Raw genomic sequence first — 15,606 nt, 5'->3', positions numbered from 1 at the left:
CGATTGAGGCGCGAAGGTGCGGCCTCGTCAGTGGCATTTTCAATGCAAGAGAGCGGCAGCGGTTGGTGTCGTCAATTTGCGAACTCCCCCGAACGTTTTGCGTTGAAAGCATAGCCATACTCAACAGATCAATACGGGGCATTTGTCCTGTTCTCTGGTCGAATTACTAGGGCGAAACTCTGGCGTTCACCCCTTGGCTGTCGGGCTTGAGCTGTTCCTGATTTGCCCTAAATTTGTGCTTGCGGATCATAGGTTACGCGCTTCAGGCGTTTCTTGCGTTAAACGCGCGCAACACTCCCCAGATCCCGCGAGTGTTTTTGACTTCGGTCAATGCCGTAGCATTGACCTTGGCTATGGTGGCACAACGCCGCTGATTTGGGAGGGTTAGGCATGGACTTTACAGAACGCAAGCAAGCACTTGAAGCGCGCAGGGTGGCTCTGGCCGGGCATTTGCGTGAGGTCGAACACACTCTGGACGCACCGATGCCAAAAGACTGGGAGGATCGCTCGTCTGAGCGCCAGGGGGATGAGGTGCTGGAAACGCTGGGTCTCAACGAGATGGAAGAGCTGCGCCAGATTGATGCAGCACTGGCGCGTTTGGTCGAAGGCTCTTACGGCTACTGTCAGATTTGCGGCGATGCCATCGCGGAAAAGCGCCTGGATCTGATACCTGCGACACCGTTTTGCAGCGGCTGCGCCTCCTGAGGGATGCCGCTACCTTGAGGGGCTGACGGGTGTTTCTGTCAGGGTTCTGTGTGTTTGGCAGCGGGACAGCGGCCTTGGGTGGCTTTTCATCCGGCAGGGAAGGCGGTAAGGCGGGGGAGACTATTTCTCTTGGAGGGTTTCCCCATGTCTTGTGAATTGTGTTCTGCCGAGGGTGCGACCCGGTTTTTTGCTGTTGTCGGTGGCCCTGAAGAGGCTGGAGTGCAGATCTGCGACACCTGTCAGACGCAGATTGAGGGCGAGCTGGAGCCAGATCACTGGCGCTGCTTGGCCTCGTCCATGTGGTCACAGGAACCCGCAGTACAGGTCCTGGCGACACGTCTCTTGGCGCGGCTTGCGACTTATGATTGGGCGCGGGATCTGGCCGATCAGCTGTGGCTGGATGATGAAACGCGGGCCTGGGCCGATAACGAGGCCAGCGGTGGTGGCCATGTTGACAGCAACGGCGCGGCGCTTGCAGCAGGTGACAATGTCGTCCTGATCAAGGATCTGCCGGTCAAAGGTGCGGGCTTTACCGCCAAGCGGGGCACTGCGGTGCGTGGCATTTCGCTGGTGCAGGATAACCCCGAGCATATCGAGGGCCGTGTCGAAGGCCAGCGGATCGTTATTTTGACCAAGTTTGTGAAAAAGAAATAGGTGCCATGGCAACAGGGGCTGCAATTCACCCGCAGCTTCACTATGGGCCGTTGCCGTATGTGGAGTGATATGGCACAATTCCTGTAAACAGACTGAACAAAAGAGTTTAGCTTATGACTGACTTTGCCGAACGTCGCCGCATGATGGTTGACACACAGGTCCGTCCTTCGGACGTGACCAAATACCCGATCATCGAAGCTCTGCTTTCTGTTGCGCGTGAGGATTTTGTCCCCGTCGCGCAGCGTGAAGGGGCTTATGCGGATCGGAATATGGATCTTGGGGGGCACCGCACCCTGATTGAGGTCCGTACCCTGGCAAAGATGCTGGATGCGCTGGATATTCAGCGCAATGAGCTGGTGCTCGATGTGGGCTGCGGGTTGGGGTACTCCACCGCTGTTGCGGCGCAGATGGCCGAGATGGTGATTGGCGTCGAGGCAGATGAAACCATGTTTGCAGAGGCGCAGGCGCAACTGTCCGAGGCTGGCGCTGACAATGCGATTGTTCACCTCGGCCCGCTTGCGGAGGGCGCTGCTGAACATGGCCCCTATGACGTCATCATGGTGCAGGGCGGCGTCGAAGAGTTGCCTGCGACGCTGCTGGAGCAACTCAAGGATGGGGGGCGTATTGCCGTCATTTTCATGAGCGGCGCGCTGGGCGAGGTAAAAGTTGGCTATAAGCAGGGAGGCCAGATCTCCTGGCGCTTTGAATTTAATGCGGGCGCCGAAATCATGCCTGGATTTGATCGGGCTGCTGCCTTTTCTCTGTGAGGCCGGGGTAAAGATGCCAGGCCGGATAAGGGGCCAAATGATGCCAGGCCAAATAAGGAGCCAAATACGGGGCCATGTTTTGGACCTGGTACGGTGGGCTTAGTCTGTTACATCCTGGGGCGGAAAGCGCTGTCAGGATTTGCCTGTCAGGATTTGCCTGTCAGGATTTGCCTGTGATGTTGCACTCAGATCCAATCGCGCTACATGACGCGAGGGACATCAAGACTGGCAGCCCCTACTGCAGGTAGGGGTTGAACCATAACCAAACTCCCGCGGCTGGCGGCGCGGCAAACGAATAGGGCGACCGATGTTGAAGAAGAATTCGGCAAGTTTGTTAAAGACGTTTGTATTTGTAGGCTCTGTTGCGCTTGCTTTTACGCTGCCAAAACCCGCGAGTGCGGACAACCTGTCTGACGCGCTGATTGGCGCCTACAAGAGCAGCGGATTGCTGGAACAGAACCGGGCCTTGTTGCGGGTTCAGGATGAAAACGTAGCAGCGGCGGTTGCCGGGCTGCGGCCTATTATCAACTGGACCATTACGGCAGCCACGCAGAATACGCATAATGTGAACGGTCCGACAGCCTCATCAAGTGCGGACCGCTTGAGCACCGGCTTGGCCCTGGAATTGTTGTTGTATGATGGTGGGGCAACCCGGCTAAAGCAACTTGCCGCCCAGCAAACCGTTCTGGCGACGCGCCAAAGCCTGCTGAATGTTGAGCAGCAGGTGTTGTTTGGTGCGGTGCAGGCCTATGTCAATGTCTTGTCGCAGCAAGAGACGGTGCGTCTGCAAGGCAACAACCTGCGCCTGTTGCAAGAAGAGCTGAAGGCCTCGCAGGACAGATTTGAAGTCGGCGAAGTGACCCGCACCGATGTCGCCCTGGCGCAGAGCCGTCTTGCCTCGGCGCGGGCCACTCTGATTCAAAGTCGCGGCGATCTGCTGACGGCGCAGGCCTCCTATGTGGAGGCCGTTGGCCATCCCATTGGAACAACTGCTGGTCAACCTCCCTTGCCCAAGCGGGTTGCGTCTTTGCAGGCCGCCGAGTCCATTGCTGTGCGCAATCACCCCATTCTTCTGGGGCAGCAGCATACGGTTAAGGCTGCTGATTTTGCCACGGATGCGGCGCGAAAAGGTCTGGGGCCAAATGTGAAATTCGGCGCGGAAATTAGTGCCACCACCAGCCTGAGCAATAATTTTGAATCCGACAGCACTGGCGCCAGCATCACCTACACCCAGCCGATCTATGCTGGTGGCCGTCTTGCTTCATCGGTGCGGTCTGCCATTGCTTCCGCTGATGCTGCGCGGGGGCAGTTACTCTCGACGCAGCGTGCGGTGGCTCAGGATGTTTCTGAGGCCTATGTGACACTGGAAGCTGCATCTGCCAGCCTTGTGTCCTCTAGTGAGAGCGTGCGGGCGGCGCAGGTTGCCTTTGACGGGATCCGTGAAGAGGCCACATTGGGCGCGCGCACCACGCTGGACGTGTTGCAGGCGGAACAGGATCTGCTGAATGCGCTGACCGCGCGGGTGCGGGCACGGGCGAGCCAGGCCACTGCGGCCTATGCCCTGCTGCAAGCTCAGGGGCTTTTGACTGCAGAACATCTGGGGCTGGCCGTCGAGATTTATGATCCAACCCTGTATTACAATCTGGTCAAAGGCGCGCCAGCGCAGGTCAGTCGCCAGAGCCGGGACCTCGACCGGGTGCTGCGGGCCTTGGGCAGGAACTGAACCGGAAAAAACTGGTCCGGGCATAAACCAGACTGAGTAGAAACTAAAAGTCTCTCTAAATGTTGTGCGATTGCGGTAGGAGAGCTACACTTGTCGCAAAGGCTAGAGTGGTTCAAACATAATGTCCGATCCTGTAACGCAGGCTGAAATCGAAGATGTCCTGTCCTCAATCCGACGTTTGGTGAGTGAGGATGGTCGCGTTGCGCCGCGCCCGGTGTCTGCGCAGGCCGTGGAAAACCGGGGGCAGAGCCAGCCGGTAGCCACAGCGCAGGAGCTGCCAAAGCCGACATCGCGTCTGGTTCTGACACCTGCTTTGCGGGTGGCGGAGAATGTCTCGAATGCTGCTGAGCGGAACGCCAACCAGCCCGAAGCCGCTGTTGTGTCGGCTGAGGCCGAGGTGTCAGAGGGCAGGGAGCCAGCCTGTGATCTGCCGGATGGCAGCTACATGGATCTTGAGGTTGAGCCAGAACTGGACCCGGGCGAGGTTCTTGCTTTCCGCCGCAACGACACTGTCGAATCAGACAGAGCTGCTGCCCATGAGCCCGTCGTGCAGCACAGCGCAGCTGAGCAGCCAGAGGCATTGCTTGACCGGCCAGAGGCATCGCCCGATCAGGCGGCTGAGGGCGTGGAGCAGGAGGAAACTGCGCCATGGTGCGACCCCGAGGCGACACTCTTTGGCGCCGTGGAGCCCTCGTCTGAGGACGCAGCTGAGGCGAACCTGGACGCAGATCAGGCCAGTGGGGATCAGGCCAGTGAGGATCAGGCCGAGGAGCTGTATGGCAGCCAGCGCGTTTCGGCAGTGGTACAGAAAATTGCCGAGCTGGAGGCCAAAGTGGCCCGCGCGAGCGGACAGTGGGAGCCGGATGGCGCCTCCAGTGACCCCTATGCCGGTACCAATATCGAAACGCTTGAATGGCAGGATCACATGGATGAGGCCGAGGCGGAGTTCGACGCAGATCAGGCCTCGCAGGGTCACGATGAAACCGACACCAATTTTGATGCCGCAGCCCTGGCTGAAGAGGCCGTGACCGGCGCCACTATGGATGCCCTGGATGCCGGTGGTGCGGAGGAGAGCTATCTCGATGAGGAGAGCCTGCGCGAGCTGGTTGCCGATATCGTGCGCAGCGAATTGCAGGGCGCGCTGGGAGAGAGAATCACCCGGAATGTGCGCAAGCTGGTGCGCCGTGAAATCCAGCGCGCACTTGCTGCTCAGGATTTGATCTGACCGGACTGCGCCAGGCCGGATTGCGCCAGGCCGGACTGCGCCTGACCGCTATTCGCGGGACTGCAGTGTAACCCAGTGCGACCAAGCGCAGATGCTGCTATCTGTCTGATCCGCCCAGAACCCCTTATCACTTGTCTGCGGTCGCCAGAGGCATGCGGTCGCCAAAACCCGTGGGCTCCTCGGTGCCAATCGGGGGCGCCTATCGGGCAGGCACCTCTGTCGCCAGCGAGAGCAGATGATCCAGGTCCATATGCTGCTCCAGATGGTCGGCCAGGGCATCCAGCGTTTCTTCGACGCTGTCTTCATATTGGGTGGAGCTGTCATAGCCAAGCCGGGACAGGTAGTGCCCCCGAAACCCATCGGCGCTGAACAACCCATGCAGATAGGAGCCCAGCACCCGCCCATCCGCTGAGGCGGCGCCCTCAACCCGATCGGCAATCTGCAGCCAGCCCCGTTTGCAATCGGCACCGGTGGTGCGCCCCATGTGGATTTCATAGCCCTGCACGGGCAATCCGCCTTCCAGGCTGGTGGCCTCTGTCAGGGTGACGCGTTTGTCGTCTGACATGACGGTGTGAACATCAAGCAGGCCCAGGCCAGCCACCTTGCCCGGAGCCCCCTCAACCCCCAGAGGGTCGTCGATGGTCTTGCCCAGCATCTGATAGCCGCCGCATAGACCCAGCACATGGCCGCCGCGCCGGTGATGGGCCAGAATGTCGATATCCCAGCCCTGAGCGCGCAGGTAGGCAAGGTCGCCAATGGTGGATTTGCTGCCTGGGATCAGTACCAGATCCGCATCCCCTGGCAGAGCCCGCCCTGGGGGCACGATCTCAACCGTGACCTCGGGTTCAGCTGCCAGCGGGTCAAGATCGTCAAAATTGGCCATGCGCTCCAGTTGCGGCACAACCACCTTGCAGGCGCCACCCCGGCGCGAAGCGATATCCATCATGTCTTCGGCAGGCAGTTTCCAGGCCTCCCAGAACCACGGAATCACCCCCAGCGAGGGCCAGTCGGTGCGCCGGGCAATATCATCGCGGCCTGTATCAAACAGGCTGACATCACCGCGAAACCGGTTCACGGCAAAGCCGACAATGCGCTCCAGGTCCGTTGGGTCAAGCACAGCCTGGGTGCCGACAATCTGGGCAATGACGCCGCCACGGTGAATATCCCCGACCAGAACAACAGGCGCCTGTACCGCGCAGGCAAAGCCCATATTGGCGATATCGCCCCGGCGCAGGTTGGTTTCGGCTGGTGAGCCCGCACCCTCGATCAGCACCAGATCAACACCCGCAGCCAGACGGTGATAGCTCTCCAGCGCCGCCTCCAGCAGCCCGGTTTTGTCGCGCATGAAAGAGCCGGCCGACTGGGTGCCACGCCGTTTGCCCTGGACGATAAGCTGTGCGCCGGTGTCGGTCTCGGGTTTGAGCAGCACCGGGTTCATATCCACATGGGGCGCCAGTCCGGCGGCCCGCGCCTGCAGTGCCTGGGCGCGGCCGATTTCGCCGCCCTCAGGGGTGACGGCCGCATTGTTGGACATGTTCTGGGATTTGAACGGTGCCACTTTCAGGCCACGGCGCACAAAGGCCCGCGCCAGCCCGGCAACAAGGAGAGATTTCCCGACATTGCTGCCGGTGCCCTGGATCATCAGTGCGCGTGCCGTCATGGCTCTCTCCTTATGTGGTCTGTGCCCCCTGTCTGATTGCCGATTGGGTCAGCAAGGAAAAGGGTTTTCTGGGCAATCTAGTAAATTGTGGGGGCAGGGCGCGGGGAAAACCGCCTTGGGGAGGGGGATCTGCGACAGGTTTTCTGCGACAGATCTGTGTCCGGCGGGCCTGCAAAAGAAAAACGCGCCCCCCAGGACGCGCTTTTCTATAGATCAGTGATCATCGGCTTGGCCATTTTGGCCTTGGTCAGCTTCAGGCGGCTTCGGCCTGTGCTGCGTTGCGCCGTTCGCTTTCTTCGCGCGACAGGGCAACAGAGGTGCGTACACCCCGACCAACAAAATCCATCAATCCACCGACAACCCGCTCATTGGGGTCGATGCCAGCGCAGCTGAGCACTTCGCGACCATCGCGTGAGCGCGCCCAGCGGGCGATCTGTTCGGGGCCGTTGCCATATTTTTTATCATCGGCAATGGCATCATCCAACGCAGCCAATACAACAGCAGCAAAGAGCTTGCGTGCTCGGTTGCCCTGTTCATTATTGTATGCAGTGCCGTCAACGAAATCTCGCATCCCGTTTCCTTTATTGTTCTTGCTATTGCAATTCTCGGCGTGGCGTTCCTTATGACGGAACTATGACGATTCGGATAGCCTGTATATGCATAGCTTTCATGCGTGAAATGCATAGCTTTTGTGGCGCAACTACGAGATATCGTTGTCTTGCCAGGGGTGACCACGACAGATATAGGGACGCTTAATATATCATCAACCTTCCCAGATGGATTTTTCAGATGCCCAAGATCAATGGTAACGAGATCCGCCCAGGCAATGTTCTGGAGCACAACGGTGGTCTTTGGGCCGCAGTCAAGGTCGATCACGTAAAGCCTGGCAAAGGGGGCGCTTTTGCCCAAGTCGAGCTGCGCAACCTGCGCAATGGCTCAAAACTGAACGAACGCTTCCGCAGCGCCGACAAGGTTGAGCGCGTGCGCCTGGAGCAAAAAGACCAGCAGTTTCTCTATGAGAGCGACGGCATGCTGGTGTTCATGGATACCGAAACCTATGAGCAGATCGAATTGTCTGCCGAGCTGCTGGGCGACCGTCGTCCCTTCTTGCAGGACGGTATGACAATTGTGATGGAGTTCTACGAAGAAGAAGCCCTGAACGCGACATTGCCACAAAAAGTGACCTGCAAAATTGTCGAGACCGAGCCGGTGGTAAAGGGGCAGACCGCTGCCAACTCCTTTAAGCCTGCGGTGCTTGAGAATGGGGTCAAGGTCATGGTGCCGCCGTTTGTTGGCCAAGACGAGATGATCGTGGTCAATACCGAAACCATGGAATACTCCGAACGCGCCTGAGTTCAGGTGCTGACAAATTTGACCCTCGCAGGCCGCCGAGGCCAGCGGGGGTTTCTTTTTGCCTGCTGCTAATCCGGGAGTGAAACCTGGATAATCCTGCACCCCGATGTGGCGCATTTATTGCGCAGTTTTGGCGCTAGCTTGGCCCCTGTCACCACCACATCATAGTCCCAGAGGTTTTGCATCTGGCAGGGCAGGTCGCGGTCGAACTTGGCGCTGTCCACCACCAGGATCTTTTGTTTGGCGCAGTCGGCAATGGCCTGACGGGCGGTGACTTCTTCGGTGTTGTAATCCAGAACTTCACCGCTCTGCGAGACCCCTCCACAGCTAAAGATGGCCTGCTCCATGCGGTAACGGGCAAAAAACGCGATGCTGGCCGGGCTGATCACGTCCAAATCCCGCAACCGCACAGAGCCGCCCGCCATTTCGACCTGTGCCCCTGGCGCATTTTGCAGCGCCATGACCGCGTGAATGGAATTGGTGGCAACAAAGAGGCCCTGCCGGGTTGCCAGCAGCAGGGCGCATTGTGCGACGGTGGTTCCTGTTCCCAGCGCCACCCTGGCGCCATTGGTGACCAGATGCTGAACCGCCTGTGCTATGTGGTGTTTCTCGCTATGGGAGACCGTGAGGCGCGGCAGATAACCGATGTTTTCCGCCTGCTGCCGCAATCGGGCGACGCCATTGCGACGTTGCACCAGTGAAGCCTCGTCCAGATCGCGCAGATCGGCGCGGATCGTCTGCACGGAAACCTTCAGGCGCTGGCACAGCTCCTGGGCTGACAGGCTGCCGTTTTCTGCCAGCAAGGCGACAATCTGGTCGCGTCGAATGTCCAAGTCACTGCGCTTCATCAGGTTTCTTTCGAAAGTGGTCCTGCCTGTCGTTTACAGCAAAGCCGTCTCTGCGAAAACAGTAATAAAACATATACATAGACGTCATGAATCTGTTGCATCAGGCGGCAATAAGCTCCTCATCACCTGCCTTTCGTTCGAAAGGCAAAATCTCAGGAGATTTATGATGAAGAGCTTTCTGACTGCCGCCGCCCTTGCCTGTGTGTCCACGGCCAGCTTTGCGGATACCCTGACGCTGTATACCTCGCAGCCCAATGCCGATGCACAAAAGACCGTTGATGCCTTTATGGCTGCCAACCCCGGCACCGAGGTTGCCTGGGTGCGCGATGGCACCACCAAGCTGATGGCCCGTCTGCGTGCCGAAATCGAAGCCGGAAATCCGCAGCCCGACGTTTTGCTTATTGCCGATACCGTGACCCTGGAAGGCATGGCGCAGGAGGGTCTGCTGGCCGCCTATCAGTCGCCCGAAGCCACAGCCTATGACCCGGCGCTGTATAGCGCGGCAGGGTTCTACCACTCGACCAAATTGATCACCACAGGCATCGTGTACAACACCGGTGTTGAGACGGCGCCAACCTCCTGGGCCGATCTGAACGATGCGGCGCTGAAGGGGCAGATCGCCATGCCATCGCCGCTGTATTCCGGTGCCGCGCTGATTCACCTGGCAACCCTGACGGGCGACAAGGACCTGGGCTGGGACTACTACAGCGATCTGGCCGCAAATGAGGCCCGCGCCAAAGGTGGCAATGGCGGCACCTTCAAGGCCGTTGCCGCAGGCGAAAAGCCCTACGGTATGGTTGTTGATTTCCTCGCCATCCGCAACCAGGCCAAGGGCTCACCGGTGGAATTTGTCTTCCCAAAAGAGGGCGTTTCTTATGTGACCGAGCCAGTGGCCATCCTGTCTTCGGCCAAAAATACCGATGCGGCCCAACGCTTTGTTGATTTTGTGCTGAGCCAAAAGGGCCAGGATCTGGTTCTTGAGATGGGATATATCCCCGCGCGCAATGACATGGGCGTGCCTGCCGGCTTCCCGGCCCGTGCCGATATCAAGCTGATGGATTTTGACCCGGTGGTTGCCTTGCAAAATGCCGAGGCCAACAAGGCCAAATTTGCTGAGATCTTTGGGGCCAACTAATGTTCATGCCCCAAACAGCGGGAGGCAGCCGGTCCGAACATCGGCTGCTTTCCTTTATCCTCTTTGTCGCGATTGCCCTGACGCTGACCCCTGTTGTGCGCCTGTTTGTTGAGGGCGTCACGATTGACGACCGACTGAACCTGAGCCTGTTTTCAGACGTGTTGACGCAGGGGCAGACCCAGTTGGCGCTGAAACACTCGCTGATCACGGCGGGGTTTGGCACCCTGGTGTCGCTGCTGATTGGCAGTGCCTTTGCCTTTCTGGTGGCCCTGACCGATCTGCGGGCAAAGACTACCCTGGTTTTCTGCCTGATGATCCCGATGATGATCCCGCCGCAGATCACTGCGCTGTCCTGGACGCAGATCATGGGACCCTCGTCGGTATTGCTCAAAACGCTGGGGGTCGCGCCAGCGATGGGCGCGCCGCAACCGCTGTATTCGCAGGGGGGGATTATCCTGCTGCTGGGTATCCAGCATACCGCAATCATCTTTTTGACCCTGCGTGCCGGTCTGCGCGCCATCCCACAGGACGTGGTCGAGGCGGCCCGGATCAGTGGTGCCAGCGGGCTGCGGGTGTGGTGGCAAATCATCCTGCCGCTGTGTCTCCCCAGTCTGGCGGCGGGCATTGCCATTACCTTTGTGACCGCCCTGGGCAATTTTGGTATTCCGGCGATGCTGGGCATTCCAGCGGGTTATTCCACCCTGCCAACACTGATTTATCAGCGCCTGTCCGGCCTGTCCTCGACAGTGCTGGCCGAGGTGGCGGTGCTGGCCATGGTGATTGGATGTGTTGCCATCTGCGGTATCCTGTTGCAGCGGTTCTTCCAGTCGCGCCAACGGGTGCATCTGGTGGGCTCTACCTCGCGGCCGCTGGCTATGCCGCTGGGGCGCGCGCGGCTGCCCGTCGAGATTTGCCTCTGGCTGATTGTCTGCGCCATTCTGGTGCTGCCGATGCTGGGGCTGATAGCGACCTCTCTGGTGCCGGCCTATGGCGTGCCGCTGAGCTTTGAGACCGTAACCCTGGCCTCCTGGCATGAGGCGCTGTTTCGCCAACCCTCCACGGCGCGGGCCTTTGTGAACTCGCTGGGCCTGGCCGGAGGTGCCGCTTTGGTGCTGGTGCTGATCTGCCTGCCGCTGGCCTGGCTGATGGAGCGCACGCCCTCGCGGTTGGGACGGTTGTTTGATGCGCTTGTCGATCTGCCCTATGCGCTGCCGGGGGTGGTGCTGGCGATTGCGATGATCCTGTTGCTGATCAATCTGCCGTTCACGGATGCCACGCTGTATGGCACCATCTGGATTATCTTCCTCGCCTATCTGGCGCGGTTTCTGGTGGTGATGTTTCGCCCCATTCAGGCCAGCATCCGCCAGCTTGACCCGGCAATGAACGAAGCCGCGCAATCCGTTGGCGCCACGCTGTTTCAACGCCTGCGCCTGATCATCCTGCCGCTCTCTGCTCCGGCGGCGGCGGCGGGGGCCATCCTGGTTTTCCTGACCGCCTTTAACGAGCTGACCGTTTCCGCCCTGTTGTGGTCCTCGGGGACAGAGACCCTCGGCGTGATGATTTTCAACCTGGATGACAGCGGTGAGACTGTGATGGCATCGGCGCTGGCCATGACCATTGTTCTGGTGGTGATGGGCTTGATGGCCGGCCTGCAGATCTCGGCGCGTCACCTGCCAAAAGGAAGCCTGCCATGGCAGACATAAAACTGAACGCTGTTGCAAAGCATTTTGCAGGCACAGCCGCCCTGCATGCCATCAGCGCCACCATCCAAGATGGTGAATTTGTCGCCCTTCTGGGCCCCTCCGGCTGTGGAAAATCTACCCTGCTGCGCCTGCTGGCAGGGTTTGAGGCCCCCACCGCTGGTGCCCTGTCCATAGGCGCGCAAGAGATGGCCAATGCCGCGACAGGACGGGCGGTGCCGCCCGAGGCGCGCAATATCGGCTTTGTCTTTCAGTCCTATGCGCTCTGGCCGCATATGACCGTGCGCCGCAATGTCTCCTTTGCGCTGGAGGTCCGTGGCCTGTCAAAATCCGAGCAAAGCCGCCAAACCGAAGCCGCCCTGCAGGCCACCGGGCTGGTGGCCTTTGCCGACCGCATGCCTGCGGATCTGTCCGGCGGGCAGCGGCAGCGGGTGGCTCTGGCACGGTGCCTGGTGTCGGACCCGCAGGCGGTGTTGCTGGATGAACCTCTGGCCAATCTGGATGTGGCGCTGCGTGCCTCGATGCAGCAGGTGTTTTTGGATTTCCATCACCGCACTGGCGCCACCATGGTCTATGTGACCCATGATCAGGCAGAGGCCATGGCAATGGCCGACCGGATCGCGGTGATGCATGAGGGGCGCATCGTGCAGTTCGACACCCCCGAGGCGCTGTACAGCCGCCCCTGCAACCGCTTTGTTGCGGGCTTTGTGGGGGAGGGCACGGTGCTGCCAATCAGTGATTTCACCCCCGGCGGGTCTTTGGGCAATGGAAATGGCAGCGGTACAGCACGGCTGTTTGGCAGGCAAATCACGGTGCAAACCGATGGCGGCAGGCCCAATCAGCTGTGCCTGCGTCCCGAAGATATCACCATCACCGAAACGGGTGATCTGCGGGCGACAGTGGCCCGCAGCACCTATCTGGGCGGGCGTTACCGGCTTGCACTTCAGACCCCTGAGGGGGCCGAGCTGATGGCCGAAAGCCGCGCGCGCTGCCGCGAAGGCAGCCAGCTGGGGCTCAGCATCGCAACTCCCTGGGCGTTTTACGAGGACTAAATGGACACCATCGAAGTATTGTCAGGCATTGGCGACAAAGGCCCTGCCTGTATGCGGCTCTGTGTTGAGGGCAAAACCTGGCTGTTGGACTGTGGGTTTGGGCCAGAGGCCAACGCACATTTTGACCCGGCCTGGCTGGTCGGGGCGGATGCGGTGTTTATCACCCATGACCATATCGACCACATCGGCGGAGCCGCCTATGCGGTTGAGGCCGGATTGCCGATCTATGCCACGGCGCAGACCGCCCAGGCGCTGCCGCCGGCGGCTGAGGTGCGGGTCTTGCCGGAACAGGGCGAGGTGCTGATTGACGGCATCCGCCTGACCACCGGGCGCAATGGGCACGCACTGGGGGGCATCTGGATGCATTTTGATATTGGTGCGGGGCTGTTTTATTCCGGCGATTGGTCCGAGGAATCCAACTGGTTTGCCTTTGATCCACCGCCGCCCGCCGACACGGCCATTCTGGATTGCTCTTATCATCTGGACCCGATCCCGCAGCGTGATCGGTTTGCCGCTTTGGATCAGTTGATCGACCGGCTGCCGGGGCAAATCCTGCTGCCGGTGCCGCCTTCGGGACGGGCCGGGGAAATGGCGCTGCATCTGGTGCAGCGCTTTGGGGTGGAGGCGGTGATCCTTGATCCCGAATGCCGCGCCGCGCTGACGGCAGCGCTGGCGCGCGGCGGCCTAAGCCCGCGTGCGCAGGAGATTGCGCCGTTGTTGCAGCGTGGCGATCTGGAGCAGGCGCGGTTTTTGATCTGCGACACCCCCAATGCGGATGGTGGCGCGGCCTGGGGCTATGTGCGGGCCTGGCGTGAAAGTGGACGACTGGGGCGCGATGCTCATGTGGTTTTCACCGGCCATATGACCGCCCATGCCCGCGGTATCTGCGCCGTACCCGGCGGGTATTTCCAACGCTGGAACGTTCATCCTCCGCTTGGGGATCAGATCAAGATGCTGCGGCGCCTTGGGGCAAAACGCTTTGCCCCGGCCTTTTGCATCAGCCCCGAGGACTATCTGGTGGAAGAGGGGCTGGGCGCCGAGGTCTTTATGCATGAGAGCATCCCGCTATGAGCGCGGCGGACCTATCGTGGCCAAAGCTGCCACCGCGGAGCATTTGCCTCATCCGTCACGGGGAGACCACGGCAAACCGCGATGGCATCATTGCCGGGCGGTTGGATGTTGCGCTCACCGATCTGGGGCGCCAGCAGGCCCGGGCTTTGCAGGCGTATCCATGGCCGGGCGCCATTGCGCTGTTTTCCAGCCCCTTGGAGCGTGCGCAAGAGACCTGCCGTCTGGGCTTTCCGGATCAGAACTTCCACTGCCACCCCGGCCTGCGAGAAAGAAACTGGGGACGTTTTGAAGGCGCGCCGCTGTCAGAGCTGCCTCCGCGCGAGGGGCGGCCGGAAGGCGGCGAAGACTGGTCAGAGATGATCACCCGGGTGGCGCGGGCCATAACCACCTGTTGCGCGCAGGCCCAAGACCGCCTGCCGGTCCTGGTCTGTCACTCCGGGGTGATCCGCGCCACCCGCCTGTTGGCGGGGCAGCAGAGCTCTGGCAGGCGCCCTGCCAATGCCCATCCCATTTCATTTGTCTGGTTGGATGATAGCCATAAGGAGATCGCACATGCGCTCTGAAACCGGGCGGCCCTGTGTCGTTTTTGATGTCGATGGCACCCTTGCCACATTTGATGCCTCCCGGCTGGGGCATTTGGTGCATGGCGCGGTGAAGAACTGGGAGGCCTTTCATCAGGCCATGGCCGGGGCCGAGGTCATCGCCCCCGTGGCGCATCTGCTGAGACGGCTCAATCAGGTTGGCGAAACCATAGTGATCTGTTCGGGGCGCCCTGCGGGCTGGACCCATTACACCGAGGCCTGGCTGGCCGCAAACGACCTGGCCTGTGCGGCGCTCTATCTGCGGCCGGACGGGCAGGACGAGATGAGCGACCCGGATGTGAAGCGGCTGTTGCTGGCAGAGATTCGGGCGGATGGATTTGAGCCCTGGATCGTTGTGGATGACCGCAGCTCGGTGGTGGATCTGTGGCGCGCAGAGGGGCTGACCTGCCTGCAATGCACGCCGGGGGATTTCTGATCCGAGGCAAAACCCGTCTTTGCGGGAAGGACTGCCAGGGATAGGGTTCAGCTGTCAGTTGGGATCGGTGATCTCGATCGAGAAGCCACATTCATCCATCATCTTGCCATAGGCGGCGGTAAATCCCCGCAGCGAGGCCTGCATGACCGGCTGACCGGGGCCGTAGGGCTGGACCGTGCGGATGTCGATGCTCTGGCTGGCCTTCATCCAGCGCAGCATGCCAATGGTGTCTTGCCAGCGCGGTGCGACCTCGGCCTGGGCAAAGCCGTCGGCGTCAAAATAGCCATTGGTGATACCATAATAGGCGGCCTTCTGGTCAAAGACAAAGCCCACCGCCTGGCCGTTTTGCAGCTGCGTAGGATAGCCGCGGACGGCAGATTCGTAGAGCGTTGGCGCCGGATAGCTGTCGGGAGGGCCGCCATCCAGATCATAGACAGAGAGTCTCAGCGAGGGGTCGCCATCGCCACCGGTCGAGGCGGTGCAGGTATGGCTGGTGTGTTCGGTGGATTCATGGGTTTCAACAAAGACACGCCAGTCGCCAAATTCCCAGTACTGGGCTGAGGCAGGCAGGGCAGGCAGGATGGTCAGGGCAAGTGCAAGGCAGTGGCGGTGCATGAGATCTCCGAGGTGAATTGATAGCTGGAAAGTGCCTCTCCCCGGCTCAACAAGAGGGGAGTCTTTATGGGGCACAGGATG

General features: G+C 60.3%; 16 protein-coding genes. 12 read left to right on the top strand and 4 right to left on the bottom strand.

The features are described 5' to 3' along the window. Positions 1-390 precede the first annotated feature (390 nt). The 5 genes from ARCT_RS0116495 to ARCT_RS27215 all read left to right on the top strand — a co-directional run bounded on the left by ARCT_RS0116495 (position 391) and on the right by ARCT_RS27215 (position 5,074). Positions 391-705 (top strand): TraR/DksA family transcriptional regulator, encoded by a 315-nt coding sequence (locus ARCT_RS0116495; protein WP_027241053.1) that lies wholly within the window; start codon positions 391-393, stop codon positions 703-705. 144 nt (positions 706-849) lie between these two features. Then, a complete protein-coding gene (locus tag ARCT_RS0116490) occupies positions 850-1,359 on the top strand; it encodes a PhnA domain-containing protein (RefSeq protein WP_027241052.1) in 510 nt (169 codons plus the stop codon). 113 nt (positions 1,360-1,472) lie between these two features. Continuing rightward, the gene (locus ARCT_RS0116485) at positions 1,473-2,126 is read left to right on the top strand and encodes a protein-L-isoaspartate O-methyltransferase family protein (RefSeq protein ID WP_027241051.1); all 654 of its coding nucleotides are present in this window, start codon (positions 1,473-1,475) and stop codon (positions 2,124-2,126) included. A gap of 307 nt (positions 2,127-2,433) precedes the next feature. Then, positions 2,434-3,849, top strand: coding sequence for a TolC family outer membrane protein (locus ARCT_RS0116480; RefSeq protein WP_027241050.1), 1,416 nt, complete (start codon positions 2,434-2,436; stop codon positions 3,847-3,849). Positions 3,850-3,970: 121 nt separating this feature from the next. Continuing rightward, positions 3,971-5,074 carry a hypothetical protein gene (locus ARCT_RS27215; protein ID WP_051360829.1) on the top strand — a complete coding sequence of 368 codons (1,104 nt, stop codon included), beginning with the start codon at positions 3,971-3,973 and terminating at the stop codon, positions 5,072-5,074. Between the two features lie 199 nt (positions 5,075-5,273). Here ARCT_RS27215 and ARCT_RS0116470 read toward each other — a convergent pair whose 3' ends face one another. Together ARCT_RS0116470 and ARCT_RS0116465 are read right to left on the bottom strand one after the other, a co-directional pair. Then, positions 5,274-6,734: a cobyric acid synthase gene (locus tag ARCT_RS0116470; protein ID WP_027241049.1), complete on the bottom strand. Its 1,461-nt coding sequence runs from the start codon at positions 6,732-6,734 to the stop codon at positions 5,274-5,276. Positions 6,735-6,987: 253 nt separating this feature from the next. Continuing rightward, positions 6,988-7,305, bottom strand: coding sequence for a DUF6280 family protein (locus ARCT_RS0116465; protein ID WP_009811619.1), 318 nt, complete (start codon positions 7,303-7,305; stop codon positions 6,988-6,990). A 218-nt stretch (positions 7,306-7,523) separates the two neighbouring features. Here ARCT_RS0116465 and efp point away from each other — a divergent pair, with 218 nt between their 5' ends. Continuing rightward, the gene (gene efp / locus ARCT_RS0116460) at positions 7,524-8,087 is read left to right on the top strand and encodes an elongation factor P (RefSeq protein WP_027241048.1); all 564 of its coding nucleotides are present in this window, start codon (positions 7,524-7,526) and stop codon (positions 8,085-8,087) included. A 68-nt stretch (positions 8,088-8,155) separates the two neighbouring features. On the opposite strand, the gene ARCT_RS0116455 is transcribed toward efp, so the two are convergent. Beyond that, entirely contained in the window at positions 8,156-8,935 is a 780-nt protein-coding gene (locus ARCT_RS0116455; RefSeq protein WP_027241047.1) for a DeoR/GlpR family DNA-binding transcription regulator, read from the bottom strand. A gap of 166 nt (positions 8,936-9,101) precedes the next feature. On the opposite strand from ARCT_RS0116455, the gene ARCT_RS0116450 reads away from it, so the two are divergent. The 6 genes from ARCT_RS0116450 to ARCT_RS0116425 are packed head-to-tail and all read left to right on the top strand — an operon-like array spanning position 9,102 to position 14,910. Beyond that, positions 9,102-10,070 carry an ABC transporter substrate-binding protein gene (locus tag ARCT_RS0116450; protein ID WP_027241046.1) on the top strand — a complete coding sequence of 323 codons (969 nt, stop codon included), beginning with the start codon at positions 9,102-9,104 and terminating at the stop codon, positions 10,068-10,070. Then, positions 10,070-11,773, top strand: coding sequence for an ABC transporter permease (locus ARCT_RS0116445; protein WP_027241045.1), 1,704 nt, complete (start codon positions 10,070-10,072; stop codon positions 11,771-11,773). Before ARCT_RS0116450 ends, ARCT_RS0116445 begins: the two co-directional genes overlap by 1 nt. Continuing rightward, entirely contained in the window at positions 11,761-12,822 is a 1,062-nt protein-coding gene (locus ARCT_RS0116440) for an ABC transporter ATP-binding protein (RefSeq protein WP_027241044.1), read from the top strand. The genes ARCT_RS0116445 and ARCT_RS0116440 overlap by 13 nt, the downstream gene beginning before the upstream one ends. Then, on the top strand, positions 12,823-13,893 hold the full coding sequence (locus tag ARCT_RS0116435) for an MBL fold metallo-hydrolase (protein ID WP_027241043.1): 1,071 nt from the start codon (positions 12,823-12,825) through the stop codon (positions 13,891-13,893). Continuing rightward, positions 13,890-14,456 carry a histidine phosphatase family protein gene (locus tag ARCT_RS0116430; protein WP_027241042.1) on the top strand — a complete coding sequence of 189 codons (567 nt, stop codon included), beginning with the start codon at positions 13,890-13,892 and terminating at the stop codon, positions 14,454-14,456. The genes ARCT_RS0116435 and ARCT_RS0116430 overlap by 4 nt, the downstream gene beginning before the upstream one ends. Further along, positions 14,446-14,910, top strand: coding sequence for a phosphatase domain-containing protein (locus ARCT_RS0116425; RefSeq protein WP_027241041.1), 465 nt, complete (start codon positions 14,446-14,448; stop codon positions 14,908-14,910). Before ARCT_RS0116430 ends, ARCT_RS0116425 begins: the two co-directional genes overlap by 11 nt. 54 nt (positions 14,911-14,964) lie before the next feature. Here the strand turns inward: ARCT_RS0116425 and ARCT_RS0116420 are convergent, their stop codons facing one another. After that, on the bottom strand, positions 14,965-15,525 hold the full coding sequence (locus ARCT_RS0116420) for an invasion associated locus B family protein (RefSeq protein ID WP_027241040.1): 561 nt from the start codon (positions 15,523-15,525) through the stop codon (positions 14,965-14,967). Positions 15,526-15,606: the final 81 nt, after the last annotated feature.

Origin of the sequence: Pseudophaeobacter arcticus DSM 23566 (assembly GCF_000473205.1) — a bacterium.
Classification (GTDB): Bacteria; Pseudomonadota; Alphaproteobacteria; order Rhodobacterales; family Rhodobacteraceae; genus Pseudophaeobacter; species Pseudophaeobacter arcticus.
Note: the sequence above shows the minus strand (reverse complement) of the source record. Positions and strands in the feature narration are given on the sequence as shown.